Source organism: Flavobacterium panacagri, from assembly GCF_030378165.1.
Taxonomy (GTDB): domain Bacteria; phylum Bacteroidota; class Bacteroidia; order Flavobacteriales; family Flavobacteriaceae; genus Flavobacterium; species Flavobacterium panacagri.
On the sequence record NZ_CP119766.1, the window covers coordinates 5,180,203 to 5,196,618 of the forward strand.

General features: G+C 34.3%; 10 protein-coding genes. 5 read left to right on the forward strand and 5 right to left on the reverse strand.

Annotated features, from left to right (window positions below; all coding sequences use genetic code 11):
* The first annotated feature begins 10 nt into the window (after positions 1 to 10).
* From P2W65_RS21990 to P2W65_RS22005, 4 genes are all read left to right on the forward strand, one after another.
* On the forward strand, positions 11 to 2,272 hold the full coding sequence (locus P2W65_RS21990; protein WP_289661264.1) for a Gldg family protein: 2,262 nt from the start codon (positions 11 to 13) through the stop codon (positions 2,270 to 2,272).
* 11 nt (positions 2,273 to 2,283) lie between these two features.
* On the forward strand, positions 2,284 to 5,097 hold the full coding sequence (locus P2W65_RS21995) for a M16 family metallopeptidase (RefSeq protein ID WP_289661266.1): 2,814 nt from the start codon (positions 2,284 to 2,286) through the stop codon (positions 5,095 to 5,097).
* A gap of 366 nt (positions 5,098 to 5,463) precedes the next feature.
* Positions 5,464 to 6,054, forward strand: a complete 591-nt coding sequence (locus P2W65_RS22000; protein WP_289661268.1) for a tetratricopeptide repeat protein — start codon at positions 5,464 to 5,466, stop codon at positions 6,052 to 6,054.
* Between the two features lie 138 nt (positions 6,055 to 6,192).
* Positions 6,193 to 7,413: a DUF763 domain-containing protein gene (locus tag P2W65_RS22005; protein ID WP_289661271.1), complete on the forward strand. Its 1,221-nt coding sequence runs from the start codon at positions 6,193 to 6,195 to the stop codon at positions 7,411 to 7,413.
* Positions 7,414 to 7,532: 119 nt separating this feature from the next.
* On the opposite strand, the gene P2W65_RS22010 is transcribed toward P2W65_RS22005, so the two are convergent.
* On the reverse strand, positions 7,533 to 7,739 hold the full coding sequence (locus tag P2W65_RS22010; protein ID WP_289661273.1) for a hypothetical protein: 207 nt from the start codon (positions 7,737 to 7,739) through the stop codon (positions 7,533 to 7,535).
* Positions 7,740 to 7,860: 121 nt separating this feature from the next.
* Complete coding sequence (locus P2W65_RS22015; RefSeq protein WP_289661275.1) at positions 7,861 to 9,315, reverse strand: MFS transporter; 1,455 nt, start codon at positions 9,313 to 9,315, stop codon at positions 7,861 to 7,863.
* A 101-nt stretch (positions 9,316 to 9,416) separates the two neighbouring features.
* Between P2W65_RS22015 and P2W65_RS22020 the strand changes: the two genes are divergently transcribed.
* A complete protein-coding gene (locus P2W65_RS22020) occupies positions 9,417 to 10,049 on the forward strand; it encodes a DNA-3-methyladenine glycosylase (RefSeq protein WP_289661277.1) in 633 nt (210 codons plus the stop codon).
* 50 nt (positions 10,050 to 10,099) lie between these two features.
* Here P2W65_RS22020 and P2W65_RS22025 read toward each other — a convergent pair whose 3' ends face one another.
* The 3 genes from P2W65_RS22025 to P2W65_RS22035 all read right to left on the reverse strand — a co-directional run bounded on the left by P2W65_RS22025 (position 10,100) and on the right by P2W65_RS22035 (position 16,263).
* Positions 10,100 to 12,571, reverse strand: coding sequence for a glycoside hydrolase family 95 protein (locus tag P2W65_RS22025; RefSeq protein WP_289661280.1), 2,472 nt, complete (start codon positions 12,569 to 12,571; stop codon positions 10,100 to 10,102).
* 146 nt (positions 12,572 to 12,717) lie between these two features.
* Positions 12,718 to 14,697, reverse strand: coding sequence for an alpha-L-arabinofuranosidase family protein (locus P2W65_RS22030; protein WP_289661283.1), 1,980 nt, complete (start codon positions 14,695 to 14,697; stop codon positions 12,718 to 12,720).
* Positions 14,698 to 14,823: 126 nt separating this feature from the next.
* Positions 14,824 to 16,263 carry a glycoside hydrolase family 28 protein gene (locus tag P2W65_RS22035; RefSeq protein ID WP_289661285.1) on the reverse strand — a complete coding sequence of 480 codons (1,440 nt, stop codon included), beginning with the start codon at positions 16,261 to 16,263 and terminating at the stop codon, positions 14,824 to 14,826.
* Positions 16,264 to 16,416 lie beyond the last annotated feature (153 nt).

The window sequence follows — 16,416 nt, forward strand, 5'->3', positions numbered from 1 at the left end:
AACAAAACAAATGAAAACAATATATAGAATTGCTAAAACAGAGCTCAACACTATGTTTTACTCACCTGTTGCGTGGGTTGTTTTAGTGATATTTTCAATCCAGTCAAGCTGGAAATTTTTCAATACTATCGAACGTTTTGAAAAAGCACAAAAAATCGGTCAGAGCATGGACAATTTATCACAGATTGTTTTTTCAGGCTTTAGCGGGTTATATACCGAAATGCAGAATTACCTATACCTGTATGTTCCTCTTTTGACCATGGGATTGGTAAGCCGTGAAATCAACAGCGGTTCTATAAAGCTTTTGCTTTCTTCTCCCATTAAAATTAAAGAAATTGTATTAGGAAAATATTTAGCTATTGCTGCTTACTGTCTTTTATTCATTGCGATTTTGGGACTACAGGTTGCAATTGCTTATTTTTCTATTGAGAATCTCGACCTTAAATTTGCCATTTCTGGTTTAATTGGTTTGTACCTGTTGGTTTGCACTTATGCGGCAATAGGACTTTTTATGTCTTGCCTGACTTCTTATCAAGTTGTGGCTGCTATAAGTACACTTGTCGTTTTAGCAGGTTTAAATTTTATTGGAAAACTTTGGCAGGATGTCGAAATCGTAAAAGACATTACCTATTTCCTTTCAATCGCCGGGCGTGCCAATGAAATGCTGGAAGGATTGATTATCAGTAAAGATGTATTTTATTTTGTTTTAGTAAGCAGTCTTTTTATTGTATTAAGTATTTACAAATTACAAACAGGAAGAGATGCGCAGACCATTTCAAAAAGACTTTTAAAATATACTCTTTTAATCACTATTGTTTTATCGCTTGGCTATATCACATCAAGAGCACCTCTTACGCTTTATACAGATATGACAAGAAATAAAGACAATACACTAACAAAGAGCAGTTTAGATGTTATTGATAAGATAGAAGGACCTGTTAAGATAACGACCTATGTTAACTTGCTAGATATTAATTATTACATGGCAATGCCATACTCTCAAAATTCTGATATTGCGAGTTTTGCAAAATATACCCGTTTTTTGCCCCAAATAGAAATGGAATATGTTTATTATTACGACACTTCAACAAATGAAGCTTTGTATGCTCAAAATCCAGGATTAAACGACAAACAGCTTGCCGAAAAAATGGTCGAGTCGCAGAGTATGAAACTTAAAAAATTATATTCTCCAACAGAAATCAAAAAAATTATCGATTTAGGACCTGAACAAAATAGAGTGGTCAGAACAGTAGAATATAACGGAAAAAAGACCTTCCTAAGAATGTTTGATGACTTATTTAAAGTACCATTTGAAAAAGAAATATCCGCTTCATTAAAGCGTTTAGTTTCTAATCCTGTAAAAATTGTATTTGCAACTGGAAATATGGAACGCAGTATTGAAAAAAATGGAGATAAAAATTATAAAACTGGATTTAACGAAATAACATTTAGAAACTCGTTAATCAATCAAGGATTTGACGTTGTTTCTGTTGATATTAATGCGCAGAATATTCCTTCTGAAACTACTATTTTAATCATTGCGGATCCTAAAACACAATTAAGTCAAGGTGCTGTCGACCGTATTACTAAATATATTGATGAAGGCAAAAACTTAATGCTTTTGGCAGAACCTGAGACCAACTCAGCTTTAGCAGCGATTACAGATAAACTAGGAATCGCATTTACAAAAAAGACTTTAGTACAGGAAAGTGAAACAAATTCGCCTGATTTCTTAGTAACCGAGCTTCAAAAAAATGTTGATTCTACTGTAATCAAATTAAGTAAAATCAATAATCCAATTCCGTTTTTAGGGAGCAGTGGTATTACAACTACAAAAGATGCCGGATTTAAAGTTACGCCACTTTTAAAAACCAATAAGCAGCCAGCATGGGAATCTCAGGCAGGAATTACTTCAATTTCAGAAGATTTAAAGAAACAGCCTTCTTCAAAAGAAATTCCTCTTGTAACTGCTTTAACGAGAAACATCAATGGTAAAACACAAAAAATAATTGTTGCTGGAGATGCCGATTTTATGGGCAATGCCGAATTAAGCCGTGGTGGATCTGGAACTTTTCAATTTGTAACCGATATTTTCAGCTGGTTTAGTAATTATCAATTCCCAATTGATACTACTCGTCCTCAAAAAACCGACAAAAAAATCACGATTACTTCAAATCAAGTTTTCATTGACAAAATTTTGTTTATCGGAATCTTTCCATTATTGATCATATTAGGCGGTGCTTTTATACTTATAAGAAGAAATAGAAGATAAAATTCAAAAAAATGAATACTAAAAAAAATATCATCATTGCGATTATCGCCTTGTCTTTTCAAGGCGCATTTTCGCAGTTTAAAACCACGATTCCGCTGGACAAAAACGTTACGACTGGAAAATTAAAAAACGGTCTAACCTATTATATCCTGCATAACGAAGAACCAAAAGACAGAGCGAGTTTTTATTTTGTCCAAAATGTTGGTGCCATTTTAGAAGATGACAATCAAAACGGATTGGCGCATTTTCTAGAGCACATGGCGTTTAACGGAACGGAACATTTTAAAGGAAAAGGCATTATTAAAATGCTGGAAAAAAATGGTGTAAGTTTTGGTAAAGACATCAACGCGTATACCGCTCAGGACGAAACGGTTTACAACATCAGTACGGTTCCTGTTTCCAATGAAAAACTAATTGATTCTACTCTTTGGGTCTTACACGACTGGTCAGGTTCTCTTTCATTAACCAATGAAGAAATTGATGCTGAAAGAGGTGTCATCAGAGAAGAATGGAGAACTCGCCGTACAAGCGGTTTCCGTTTAAAAATGCAGACGGACCAGGTTTTGTACAAAGGTTCAAAATACAGTAAAAGAGATGTTATTGGTGATTTAAATATCATTAATAACTTCAAATATCCTGAATTGAGAAACTATTATAAAAAATGGTACAGACCCGATTTACAAGCTGTAATTATTGTGGGAGACATTGATGTAAAAGCAATGGAACAAAAGGTAAAAACTATTTTTTCTGGAATTCCTTTAGCTAAAAAAGCCACCGCAAGAACCTATACAGAAATTCCAAAACATGACGAATTGTACTTTGGAACAGCATCTGATAAAGAAGCTTCTTCAACTGCGATTACGTTACAATATGTTTTGGATGAACCTTTGGTAAAAGATAGTATTTTGAGCCGTAAAAACGTGATGAATTCTTTTTACACCAGTATTCTAAACAACCGTTTTAAAGAATTAATCTTAAAAAACCAAAGTGCCGCTTTAGGTTTAAAAACATATTTTGAACCTATTTCAAGATTAAATACATCTTTTAATATTTCGGCTTCGGCCAAAAAAGGAAAAACATTAGAAGCTTTTGAAGATGCATACACAGAAGCTGAGCGTTTAAAACGTTTCGGAATTGCACAGGCGGAACTGGATAGAACTAAAAAACTTTTCATAAGTTCTTATGATGATTTTATCAGTAATAAAGACAAAGTGGACAATGACAGCTGGGCTGATAAACTGACTAATTATTTCCTCAAAGCAAAACCATTCCTTTCTGCTGAAGATGATTATAAATTAATTGTTGGTATTATTAAAAGTCTTTCTTTAGAAGAAATAAATACTTACATCAAAACCATTCAGAAACCAACTAATCAAGTCATTTTAGTAACTGGTTCTGATGAGGATAAAGTAAATTTTCCAACGAAAGAAGCTGTGGTTCAAGTAATGAAAAAAGTCGAAAACAAGACTTTAGAACCTTACACGAAAAAAGAGAATAACGAACCTTTAATTGCAAAAGAATTAAAACCAGCCTCAATTAAAAAAACATTTGAAGTGCCGGGAATTACAGCGGCAAAAGGGTACACTTTAGAAAATGGCGCTAACGTAATTGTGCTTCCAACAACTTATTCACAAGATCAAGTGGTGCTTACAGCATTTTCTAAAGGCGGTAAATCTTTAATTAAAACAGAAGATTTAGCTTCTGCCGAGATCGCCACAACGATCGCAAGATCATCTGGTTTAGGCAATTTTGATAATATTGCTTTAAAAGAAAAATTGACGGGTAAAGTTGCACAGTCTGCTCCTTTTATTGGCGAAAATACGCAGGGATTTCAAGGAAGTTCCAACAAAGCCGATTTCGAATCGATGCTTCAATTACTGTATCTTTCTTTTGAATCGCCTCGATTTGATTCGAATATTTTCAATATTTTAAAAGAACAGTATAAAAACCGTTTAGAAAATATCAAAAAAGATAACGGAAATACATTTAAAGATTCTGTTGCCTTAGCAAACTCCAATCATAATCCAAGGACTTTTATTTTTGATGAAAAGTTTTTGCAAAATATTGATTTGAAGAAAGCGGAAAGTATTTACAGAGACAGAATTAAAAATGCTTCAGATTTCACTTTTGTTTTTGTAGGGAATATTCCAGATGGCGCTTTAGAAATGATCCAAAAATATATTGGAAATTTAAAATCAAATCCTGCCGTAAAAGAAACTTTCGCAGATCATAATATTGGTCCTAAAAAAGGAAAAACAGTAGTGCATTTCAAGCGTCCTATGGAAGTAGCTAAAAGTACTGTTTACTTGAATTTGACTGGAAAAACAGAATATACAAAAGAAAATGCCATGACGATGTATATCATTGGAGAGCTCCTTTCAAAACGTTTCTTGCAGACTATTAGAGAAGAAGAAGGCGGAAGCTACGGCGTAAACGTTGGAGGCAATCTGGAATTGATTCCAAAACCATCCTTTAGCCTTGCTTTGACTTTTGACTGTAATCCCGATAAGCAAGAAAAATTAATGCAGATTGTCTGGAAAGAAATCAATGATTTAAAATCGAATCCAGTTAATGCAAATGATTTGGAAGATATTAAAAAAGCTTTATTGAAAAACAGAGAAGAATCGCTTAAAACGAATACTTTCTGGGCAACAACGCTGTACAATTACAGTTTAAATCAGATTCCGTTTTCAACAGATGAAGAATATAAAAATTTAATTTCTAAAATTAATCAGAAAACTATTCAGCAGTTTAGTAAGCACGTTTTGGATAGTTCTAGTAGCGTCGAAGTTATTATGAATCCTGAAAGCCAATCAGGAAAATAAAAAACTTTAGCATACATTTTTATTTTAATTAGTCATTAAAGGTTGTCTTTCCAGACAGCCTTTTTTGTTTTTTGGCTTTTTTTTAATCTCAACTTAAAAAGTTAATTCACATTATTGGGTAAATGCATAAAAAATGTTTCTAAACAAAAGCATGACCTTTACAAAATTCTGATTTGACTCCTTTTTATTATTTAATTCTCTCTTTACCCCCAATAAAAATAGGCCTCAACAAAATTTATCTGTGTTTTTCTGAGAGAAAATAACTTATAAACAACTGTATATCAAAAATTTATTTATCTTTAACATTCCCTCAATCTAAACTCAGATTTAAAATCTGCAACAGCCTAACCATCTAAATTTTATATTATGAAATGGTTTGTCAATTTAGGTTTTTCGTTTAAAAACAAGGTCTCGGAACAAAATATCCAGCAGGATGCAGCTGACTTAGAAAAAGGAAAAGAACTTTATCTTTCAAGCCAATTTTCTGAGGCTTTGTCTTATCTGGACAACGCTGTAAACTCTGGATTTAACAGTACAGTATATGAACTTAGGGCAAAATGTTTTCAAAAACTGAATTATCATTATAAAGCTATTGATGATTTTGATAAAGTGATTGAAGACAATCCGCTTGAGTTTTCTTACTACTACAGTCGAGCCGTTTCTAAAAATGCCATTTCTGATATTACAGGTCAAATTGAAGACCTTCAAAACTGCATCTATTACTACAAGAAAAATAAAAATATAGAAAGCCGTATTTTAAAAAATCTTGAAACTGATTTGATAACAGCTGGGGATTATATTGAAAGCGTAAAAAATACGATTGCATCTGTTCCCAATAATTCTTACTTAGAAATAAAAAATCTCATTAACGAATGTTTACTTCAAATAAAAAGAATCCGACTTAAAAGCAGAAGATTTAAAACACCAAAAAACGAAGAAATTCTTTTAAGAAGCTAAGGCTTGATCCTTAATTCAATTTTCATTCTTCTTTCAGGATTGAAAATTTTTATTAAAAATGCACAGCTCTGAACTTCACTTCCATCCATCTAAAGTTTCATTTCTTTTTGCTTATTTTTGTAAAAATGCAATAATCAAATGAAACGTTCCGGAACGGCAGATTTACCTTTACATTACGGCCAAGTCCCGTTGTGGCTTTCTGAGCGAATGGCTAAACTTGGTTTTGCAATTGTCGAAACGATTGCTTTAGAATTTTCTACTTCAGAGGTAATCAGCAAACTCAGCAATCCTTTTTGGTTTCAAAGTTTTGGCGCCGTAATGGGAATGGATTGGCATTCGTCTGGAATTACAACTTCTGTACTCGGAGCTTTAAAGAAATCGGTTAATCCGCATTCAAAAGAATTGGGAATTTATATCTGCGGAGGAAAAGGCAAAAATTCACTTTTGACTCCTCAAGAACTTTTATTTGTGGGAGAAAAAACAGGGCTTGACGGAAATAATCTAGCCAACTGCAGCCGACTAACCGCAAAAGTAGACAATACAGCCATTCAAGACGGTTTTCAATTGTATCAGCATAATTTTATTGTAGACAACAAAGGACAATGGGCGGTTATACAGCAAGGAATGAATCCGTATTCTAAAACTGCCAGAAGATACCATTGGCATTCGCCCGATTTAAAATCTTTTATAAATGAACCTCATACGTTTATTTATGGCGAAAATCAAGGTACAATCCTAAATCTGACTGCTCAAGCCGCAGAAAAATCGAGAGAAGGAATTTTAGAACTGGTCAAAGAATCTCCAACTAAAATCATAAAAGAAATGCAGCATCTTACTATGCCTGATCATCATGATGTTAGAATGGAAGATGTCAACATGAAAAGGCTCGGCGCAATGCTGTGGACAACTCATGAAAATAAACCAGAAGATTTTGAAGAATTATTACTTTTAAAAGGAATGGGGCCAAGAGCTTTGCAGTCTTTAGCATTGGTCAGTGAAATAATTTACGGCACTCCCACCCGATTTGAAGATCCTGCCCGTTTCTCTTTTGCCCACGGAGGAAAAGACGGACATCCATTTCCTGTACCTGTAAAAATTTACGATGAAACCATTGATACTTTACAACGTGCTATTAACCGCGCCAAAATAGGCAACAACGATAAAATTGATGCTATTCGAAAATTGTCTGAAATCTCCAGAAAAGCAGAACAAAGTTTTACTCCCAACTCCAATTTTGATGCGCTAATTCAGAGAGAGCGGGACGAATCTTATAAGTATGGCGGAAAAACTGTTTTTGGAGACGCAAAACCTCCTAAAAAGAAACCTATAAATCCAAACAATCAACTGGAGTTATTCTAAACCAACTTCAAGGCAAAACTTTGCCGCTGTCTTAAAATAAAAATGCCTTAGGCTTTATCTAAGACATTCTTTATTCTTTATTCTTTATTCTTTATTCTTTATTCTTTATTCTTTATTCTTTATTCTTTATTCTTATTTTTCTCCTCATTATCCAATTTATCATCGAAATCAGGTTCTTTTCCTTTGAATTTATGAGTATCTGTATCATAATTTTCATCGTTTGTTAAAACTTCATCATGATCTCTATATTGGTGTTTTCTTGTGTCACTTCGATTATCAGAACCGCTTTTTTTAGCGTTATCTGGATTTTGATTGTTCGTTTTCATAATCTCCAATTTTTAAATTTTAATAAAATTACCTGATTATCAACACATATACTTATACAATCATTTCTAAAAGTTATAAAACTAGCACGCCTAACCTCTATTTAATCACACCAATCCAAATTTACATATAACCTGCCCCATCTGTTTTACTTAATCGTGAAAACGTGATGCTGGATAAAATTGTAAAAACAGCCAAAACTATAAAAGTATATTGAAATGCTTTTGTAGTATTCAATTCAAATATGCCAGACTGAAACAAAGACAAAACCAAACTAGCTACAGAAACTCCAAAACTTACAGACAACTGCTGCATGATAACCAACATCGTATTCCCGCCACTCGCTGTGTCCTGATCTAAGTCAGACAGTGTTATGGTATTCATTGCTGACATTTGAATGGATGTAAAAACACCATAAAAAATCATCAGTACAATATAATAAGGCAATGGCGTTTCTTTGGTCACAAAACCTAAAACAATCAATATCATTCCTAATAAAATGGTATTACTAATTAAGACCGTTCTGTAGCCGAAGAATTTTATAATACTAACCATAAAAGGCTTAACCGCCACGTTTGACAAAGCAGACGGAAGCAAAAGCAATCCCGATACCGAAGCCGAATAACCAAAACTCGTTTGCAGCATTAAAGGCAGTAATAAAGGTAATCCGCCAATTCCTAGTCTTGTAATTAAACTTCCTTTTAAACCAATTTTTAAAGTTCGGATGTTGAGCAGTCTCAAATCGATAATGGGTTTTTCTGTTTTTTTATAATGGATATAATAGAAAAGCGACAATAAACCTGAAAGAAAAAGCAGACCTAAAATAACCATCATATGAGTTCTGCCGTTTCCTATAAGTTCAAGAACCATTGTAATAAATATTAGCGCCAAGCTAAAATAAACCAATCCTCTAAAATCAAAACGACCAACAGCATGTTTAAAATTAGGCATGATTTTGTATGCCATCGAAATTCCTATAATGCCAATTGGAACATTCACTAAAAATATCCAATGCCAAGACAAATTATCAGAGAGAAAGCCACCGAGACTTGGGCCGGCAACCATTCCTAAGAGTCCAAAAACAGTAATAAAGTTCATTGTTTTTAAAAGTTCGCTTTTAGGATATTGATATAAAATAGCCAGCCTTGCAATTGGAACCATCATCGACGCTCCTATTGCCTGTAAAACTCGGGCTAAATTAAAAGTCTGCAAATCGACAGAAAGTGCGCAAAACAAAGAACCTGTCACAAATAAAAAAACCGCAATCATAAACATGGTTCTGGTGCCAAATTTATCGGCAAGCCAACCAGACAACGGAATAAACATAGCTAATGTAAGCGTATAAGTAACAATTACAGAATGCATTTCGGTTGCAGAATATCCCATATCTCTCGCAATAGAAGGCAATGAAGTGTTGAGAATGGTGCCGTCTAATGACTGAATGAACATCGCAATTGCGGTAACCCATGGCAAAAGATGTACAGCGTTTTGTTCTTTTTTTTCTTCTGTTTTGTCTGACATATTTGTTCCTTTACTATAATCTTTAGAATAGTAATAAAAAACGCTCTTTAGTTTCAAGAGAGTTCTTTAGTGAATTCAGTTAAATTTAAGGAATCTTAATTTATAACGAGTTTATTTTTTAAATTTAAAAACAGTTACTTTTTAATCTGTATTTGACTATGATCGAAAATTCTACAAAATATCCTTTTAAACTGCCTTTCTCTTATTATTTAAATCCTGACGTACTTTTTTTGGCAAAAGATCTTTTGGGAAAAGTTCTTCATACGCAAATAGATGGAAAAACAACCAGCGGTATTATCGTAGAAACTGAGGCTTATTTTGGCGTACAGGATAAAGCCTCTCATGCTTATGGAGGCCGAAGAACAAATAGAACCGAAACAATGTACAGCAGCGGCGGTGTTTCCTATGTTTATTTGTGCTACGGAATTCATCATCTTTTCAATATTGTAAGCTCAGTTGAAGGAGAGCCACATGCCGTTTTAATAAGAGCAATTGAACCTTTAGAAGGAAAAGAAATTATGGAAGAAAGAAGAAATATGGCTTTCTCTAAAGCGGCAATTACTTCTGGGCCTGGCTCTGCTGCAAAAGCTTTAGGAATTGATGCTTCTTTTAATAAAAAGGATTTAAACGGAGAGGAGATCTGGCTTGAAGATCATGGCATTCGATATGATGAAGAAGAAATTGTCGCAACGCCTCGTGTTGGAGTTGCCTACGCTCAGGAAGACGCCCTTTTGCCTTGGCGCTTTTTTGTTAAAGGAAATAAATATGTCAGCAAACCCAATAAAATATAAAGCCAAACTATAATTTAAATGATAGTTTGGCCTAACAAGTTAGAAAAGGATTACTTAGAAGCTATAATAGTGTAAGCAGTTCCTTTTTTAGTATCAAATGTTGCTGTATAACCAATAGATGATTTTTTACTTTTAACGTTTAGTTTTTCAATTATAAATGGTTCAGCAGACCTTACAGAACAAGTGCCTCCAATATTAGACACAATTTTTGCTTGAGTCAATTTACCTGCATTCCATTTAATATCTACTTTGAAATTCCCTTTTGCAGTAATTCCTTTTATTTCGCCGTCTGTCCAAGAATCTGGCAAGGCAGGAAGCAAATGTATTTCTTTATTCTGACTCTGCATTAACATTTCGATTACACCGGCAGTTCCTGCAAAATTTCCATCGATTTGGAAAGGCGGATGCGCGTCAAACAAATTTGGATAACAACCTCCATGTCGTTTGTACTTAGGATCATTATCTTTTGTTAATCTTAATTGATTTTTGAATAATGTATAAGCGTGATTTCCGTCTAAAAGTCTCGCCCACATATTTACTTTCCAAGCTAAACTCCAGCCTGTTCCATCGTCGCCGCGCAGTTCTAATGTTTTCTTTGCTGCTGTGGCTAATTCTGGTGTATTGAGCGGCGAAATTAAATTAGCTGGATGCAAAGCATACAAATGAGAAGTATGCCTGTGATGCGGATCTTCTTCTTCAAAATCTTTATACCATTCTAACAATTGTCCTTTACTTCCAATTTGAAAAGGCAGTAATTCATCAGCTGCTTTATTTACTTTTTCTCTGAATTCTGAATCGGTTCCTAAAACTTTAGAAGCTTCAACTGTATTTTCGAATAAATCTTTAATAATTCCAATATCCATTGTAGAAGCCGTCGTTACGACACCTTTCTTTTTGCCATCGTAATAAAACATATTTTCTGGCGAAGTCGAAGGCATGGTAACCAAATGGCCGTTTTTGTCTTTCTGCAACCAGTCTAAACTAAATTCTGCAGCACCTTTAATAATTGGATATACTTTTTTCAAATAGGCTTTATCGCCAGTGTATTCATAATGTTCCCATAAATGTCTGCTCAGCCAGTTCGCTCCCATATACCAGTTGGCCCACATTGGATCGCCTTTTCCAAAATCGCCTACAGGATTTGTCATCGCCCAGATATCTGAATTATGGTGCAAAACCCAGCCGTTGGCATGATAATAACTTTTGGCGGTTTCGGTTCCTGTTACAGAAGCATTTTTAATATATTCGTCAAGTGGAAAAAATAATTCAGACAAACTTCCTGATTCTACAGGCCAGTAATTCATCTGTAAATTGATGTTTGTTGTGTAGTTACTGCTCCAAGGCGCACGAAGTTTATTATTCCAAATTCCTTGTAAATTGGCTGGTGCGTTGTGTGTGCGAGAAGAAGAAATCAACAAATAACGTCCAAACTGAAAAAACAAAGCTTCTAATCCAGCATCTTTTTCTCCTTTTGCATATTCTTCCAATCGTACATCTGTTGCTAGATTAGATTTATTGGTTTCTTTTTCATTCAACTTTAAGGAAACCCTATTGAAGAGTTTTTGAAAATCGGCTATATGCTCTTTTAATAAACTATCGTACTTTTTAGCAATTACCTTTTTAATCGGAGCTTCAGCAAATTGATGTTCGTCTTTTCCTTCGCTGTCAGGGCATTTATCAAATCCGTTGAAACTAGTTGCAGCCGAAACGAAAAGCAAAATCTCCGAGGCATTTTTAATCACTAATTTATTTCCGTCAGCACTTATTTCTCCGTCTTTTATGACAGGTTTAATAATCAGTTCAAAACGCATTCCTCTGCATCCTGACGCATCTTCGTAAATGACTGGTTCTTTGTTGTAATCAATATAATTTGGATCAGAATGTGATGGTGCTTTTCCTTTTAAAACCAAGGTCTGATTTTGCACTGTTCTTTCATTTTTCAAAAGACTTGAAGCATCCAGTGTCACAGAAAGTTTCTTTAATTGATCTGCCGAAAGTTTAATCACAATACATTGCGCAGGTGCCGAAGCAAAAATTTCTCTTTTGTACTTTACACCAGCAACACTAAAATTGGTAACTGCCAATCCTGTCTGTAATTCTAGACTTCTATTATAATTCTCTGTTTTTTGTCCACCAAAATCTTGTTTTAAAATAAGATCTCCCAACGGCATAAAACTTTCGCTGTAAGGCCCCTGCATATTTTTAGTTAAAGCATAGGCTTTCTCAAAATCCTCCTTCGTCAACGCTTCTCTAATTAAAGCTAAATTCTTAAAAGCATCTGGATTTACATTTTTTTGCACCGGCCCGCCGCTCCATAAAGTGGCTTCATTGAGCTGAATTAATTCAGAATCCACTTTTCCAAAAACCATTGCACCAAGCGTACCATTTCCTATTGGTAAAGCTTCTGTCCATTCAACAGCTGGCTGCTTGTATTGCAGTTTTAAATCTTGCTGTGCAAAAACAGAAAATCCTGTCAGTATTAACAATAAAAAAAGACTTTTTTGAAAAGAATGGTTTGGCATATATTTTTATTTTAAATGATAGTATGAATTAAAAGGAGCCAATTTATATTTTTAGAAACCTGACAGGTTTTAAAAACCTGTCAGGTTTAATCGTATGGATAAAAATATTCTATTTCAGTCCTTGATTATTCGTATAAATACTAATTTTAGATTGTTTTCAATTTCAAAACAGTTACAGAATAAGCAGGAAGATTCAATTGCTGCTTTCCTTTTGTTATTTTGTATTCACTTTGTTTTGGAGTAATTTTTTTAGGTTCTGCAAACGTATTTTCATCTTGTAAATTTGCGCTTACCAAACTAATTATACTTCCTTTTGATCCCAATTTTGCTCCTTTTAAATCAATACTAACTTCTGATGCTGTCGATGCTGTATTAACCAATTTCACAATAATTTCTTTACTGTTTACATCTTTTACTGCTGAAGCATATAAATTATTCTGACCAATTAAAGCTTTTCCATCCTGAGTAATATCCAACAAATCAGTTCCTTTATTGGTGGAGAATAATTGCTGTACATAATAATTGGCTGAACCATGAGAATCCAAATTATTAAACCAAATCATATCTGGTGTCCACTGCCAAGCATCTTCGTGTGCCATCAAAGGAGCGTAAGAGGTTAAATGAACTACTGCTGCATTTCTTTCCAATCCTGTCATAAAAGCCGCTTCAGAAAAAGCACATTCCCAATTATTTCTGTTATTCGGATTGGCACCTGAAACACTTTGCGCTGCATATTCTCCAGCAAATATTTTTGGGCCTTTTCGGTCATATTTATCATAGCGGCCGGCATTTTCCCTAAACCATTTCGGGCTTTGGTAATAATGTTCATCAACTAACTCTGCATTCAGTTTTTTAAGTTCTTCCATTGCAAAATCAAAGTGTTCGCCATCTGGAGAAGGCCCGCTTCCTGAAACAATTATAATGTTTGGATATTTTGCTTTAATTGCTTTTTCAAAAACCTTATATCTATCAATATAATCTGGCCCCCATTGTTCGTTTCCAACTCCGATATATTTTAAATTAAATGGTTTTGGATGTCCCATATCCGAACGGATTTTACCCCAATTTGTCGTCACTGCGCCATTAGCAAATTCAATCAAATCTAAAGCATCCTGCACATACGGATCCAGTTCGTCTAAAGGAGTCAACTCTCCTGTATTGTACTGACATGCCATACCGCAACTTAAAATTGGAAGCGGTTCTGCGCCAATGTCTTCTGAAAGCTGGAAATATTCAAAAAAACCTAATCCGAAACTTTGAAAATAATCAGGAGTTAGTTTATGGTTGAACTCTACATTCCAACGGTTCATTTTTGTTTCTCTATCTTCTACATTTCCAATCGATTTTTTCCATTGGTAACGATCAGCCAAAGTTCTTCCTTCTACAATACAACCACCTGGAAAACGTAAAAATCCGGGTTTCATATCATACAAAAGCTGTACAAGATCTTTACGAAGGCCATTTTTTCTGTTTTTCCAAGTATCTTCTGGGAACAGCGAAATCATATCTAAATCTATCGTTCCTGTTCCATCAAAAGTGATCTTCAGCTTTGCTTTTGCCTCGGTTTGAGTAGCTGTAATTTGAGCTGTATAATTTGCCCATTGCTCCGATTTTGGTACAATACTCGTTTCTCCCAGTACTTTTTGGTCTTTACCAATTAACTGCACAATGATTTTTTTGATGTCTCCTTTAGGATTGGACGCTTTTAAAGAAAGATTGTATTTTGCATCTTTCTTTACTCCCATTCCTCTGAAACCTTCATTTATTAAGGCATAACCTTTATCATTATTAATTTCAACTCGGCAAAAATTAGTATTATTGGATGCTATGTTAATAGGCAACGCACTACCCGATTCTTTGTTTAAAGATGACCTTTTGGTATTAGGCTGCTCCCATCCCATCAAAGGTTTTTCAAATTCGAAAGATCTGTTTTTAATCATTTCCGCGTATAGTCCGCCATCTGCAGCAAAATTGATGTCTTCAAAAAACAAACCAAACATAGTTGGCTGGATCTTAGTTATCGTTTTGGAAGCATCAACTTCTAAAGTCGCTTTTTGAGCATTTCCATAAATACTACTAAATAGTAAACCACTTATGAATAATGTTGAAATTACATTTCTTTTCATTGTATTGTTTTTATATTGAGAATATACTTGCAATATATTAATTAATCTTTTTAGAGCCTATGAAAAGTATCACGTCACAAAAGTTTATTGTTACTTTTACACTTATAATTCTTTCACAAGAATAGATCACTTCTTAACTGCCTCATACTTATTTGGAAAAGCCGCTTCTCCATCTAAATTGATCAATTTCAAAACATCAACATTTTTACTTTCAACTGCATATTTAAAGTAATCTGGTTTGTTTTTTCCCCATTGTACTGTGCAGTTCTGAACTTTGATGCTTTCGGCAGTATCAAAATAAAATCCTGAAGTGCTTCCTTTTACAAAACCTTCCACTTTTGCAGGTCGTCTATCGTATAATCCGCCAGGAAAAGCAGTTGTTTTGTCCATAAAAACACTCACATTATCAAAGACAATATTCTTGATTTTATCTTTTGATTCTCCGCTTACAAAAACACCGTTTTCTCCTGTACATTGAATATTAGAAAAATAAATATTCTTAATCTCGCCTACTTTTCCTTCTGTTGCTCCTTTTGGAAAACGCCAGTTTGCATCTTTATGATTCGCTTTTGCTCTGCTGAAAGCCGTTATGTAAATTGGTTCTGCTTTTCCCCACCAAGTATCAGTGTTTAATTTACTTTCGATAATGATGTTAGAGAAAATAACATCGCTTACTGTCCCTTCATCACGATTCTGAATTCCTAATGCACGATTGCTATTTTTGATGATACAATTATTGAAAACTACTTGTCGAATCGCATCCATATTTTCTGAACCAATTTTAATGGCACAGCTGCTGCTGGTCATCGTACAATTGGTTACCGTAATATTTTCGCAGGCACCAAATTCTTCAAACTCCCTTCTATTTTTCAAACAGATACAATCGTCGCCACTTTCGATATAACAATCGCTGATTCTCACATTTTTTGAATGATCTAAATCGATTCCGTCGCTGTTGCGGACTTTCAAACTATTCAGCAAAGTAATGCCACTGATGACAACATCATTACAACCAATCAAATGTACTGTCCAATAGGCAGAATTTCCAATGTGGACATCTTTGATTCTAATATTTTTACCGCCGATAATCGTTAATACGTGAGGTCTTGGGTCTAATACATTGAACGGTTTTAAGACATAAGCATCCTCTTCTTCTGCACCCATAAAAGAAATTCCGTTTCCATCTATTTTTCCGCTGCCGCTAATGGTAAAATCTTCTATATTTTCTCCGCCAATCCAAATTGTTCCTTCTCCTGGATTGGTTCTGAAAGCACTTTTAGTATAAAGCTTTTCGTCAGGACTTGCTAATAATTTAGCACCAGCTTCGATATGTAAATCTACTTTTGATTTTACATCAATTGGCCCAGCTAAAAAGGTAAATGGTGCCGGAATTAAAACTCTTCCGCCTGTTTTACTACAGGCATCAATTGCTTTTTGGATAGCTGCTGCATCATTGGTTTTTCCGTCTCCTTTTGCTCCGTATTTTTTAATATCGTAAATTTTCTGTGCGGAAACGGTTAACGAAAGGCAGAAAATGATGAGCGCGATTATAGATTTCTTGTTCATTTCTTTTTATTTTAATCTGTATTTTTTTATCTCATTGGTTCGCAAAAATTATAATCTCCCGCAGATCTTGCAGATTTAACAGATATGTAATTAAAATCTATTAATCTGCTAAATCTGCAGAATCTGCGAGAAACTAAAAAATCCTTGTTAATC

What these genes read in the sequence shown, in the direction of transcription:
- P2W65_RS21990 (WP_289661264.1), top strand. Translation starts at nt 11, where the DNA reads ATGAAAACAATATATAGAATTGCTAAAACAGAGCTCAACACTATGTTT.
- P2W65_RS21995 (WP_289661266.1), top strand. Translation starts at nt 2,284, where the DNA reads ATGAATACTAAAAAAAATATCATCATTGCGATTATCGCCTTGTCTTTT.
- P2W65_RS22000 (WP_289661268.1), top strand. Translation starts at nt 5,464, where the DNA reads ATGAAATGGTTTGTCAATTTAGGTTTTTCGTTTAAAAACAAGGTCTCG.
- P2W65_RS22005 (WP_289661271.1), top strand. Translation starts at nt 6,193, where the DNA reads ATGAAACGTTCCGGAACGGCAGATTTACCTTTACATTACGGCCAAGTC.
- P2W65_RS22010 (WP_289661273.1), bottom strand. Translation starts at nt 7,739, where the DNA reads ATGAAAACGAACAATCAAAATCCAGATAACGCTAAAAAAAGCGGTTCT.
- P2W65_RS22020 (WP_289661277.1), top strand. Translation starts at nt 9,417, where the DNA reads ATGATCGAAAATTCTACAAAATATCCTTTTAAACTGCCTTTCTCTTAT.
- P2W65_RS22025 (WP_289661280.1), bottom strand. Translation starts at nt 12,571, where the DNA reads ATGCCAAACCATTCTTTTCAAAAAAGTCTTTTTTTATTGTTAATACTG.
- P2W65_RS22030 (WP_289661283.1), bottom strand. Translation starts at nt 14,697, where the DNA reads ATGAAAAGAAATGTAATTTCAACATTATTCATAAGTGGTTTACTATTT.
- P2W65_RS22035 (WP_289661285.1), bottom strand. Translation starts at nt 16,263, where the DNA reads ATGAACAAGAAATCTATAATCGCGCTCATCATTTTCTGCCTTTCGTTA.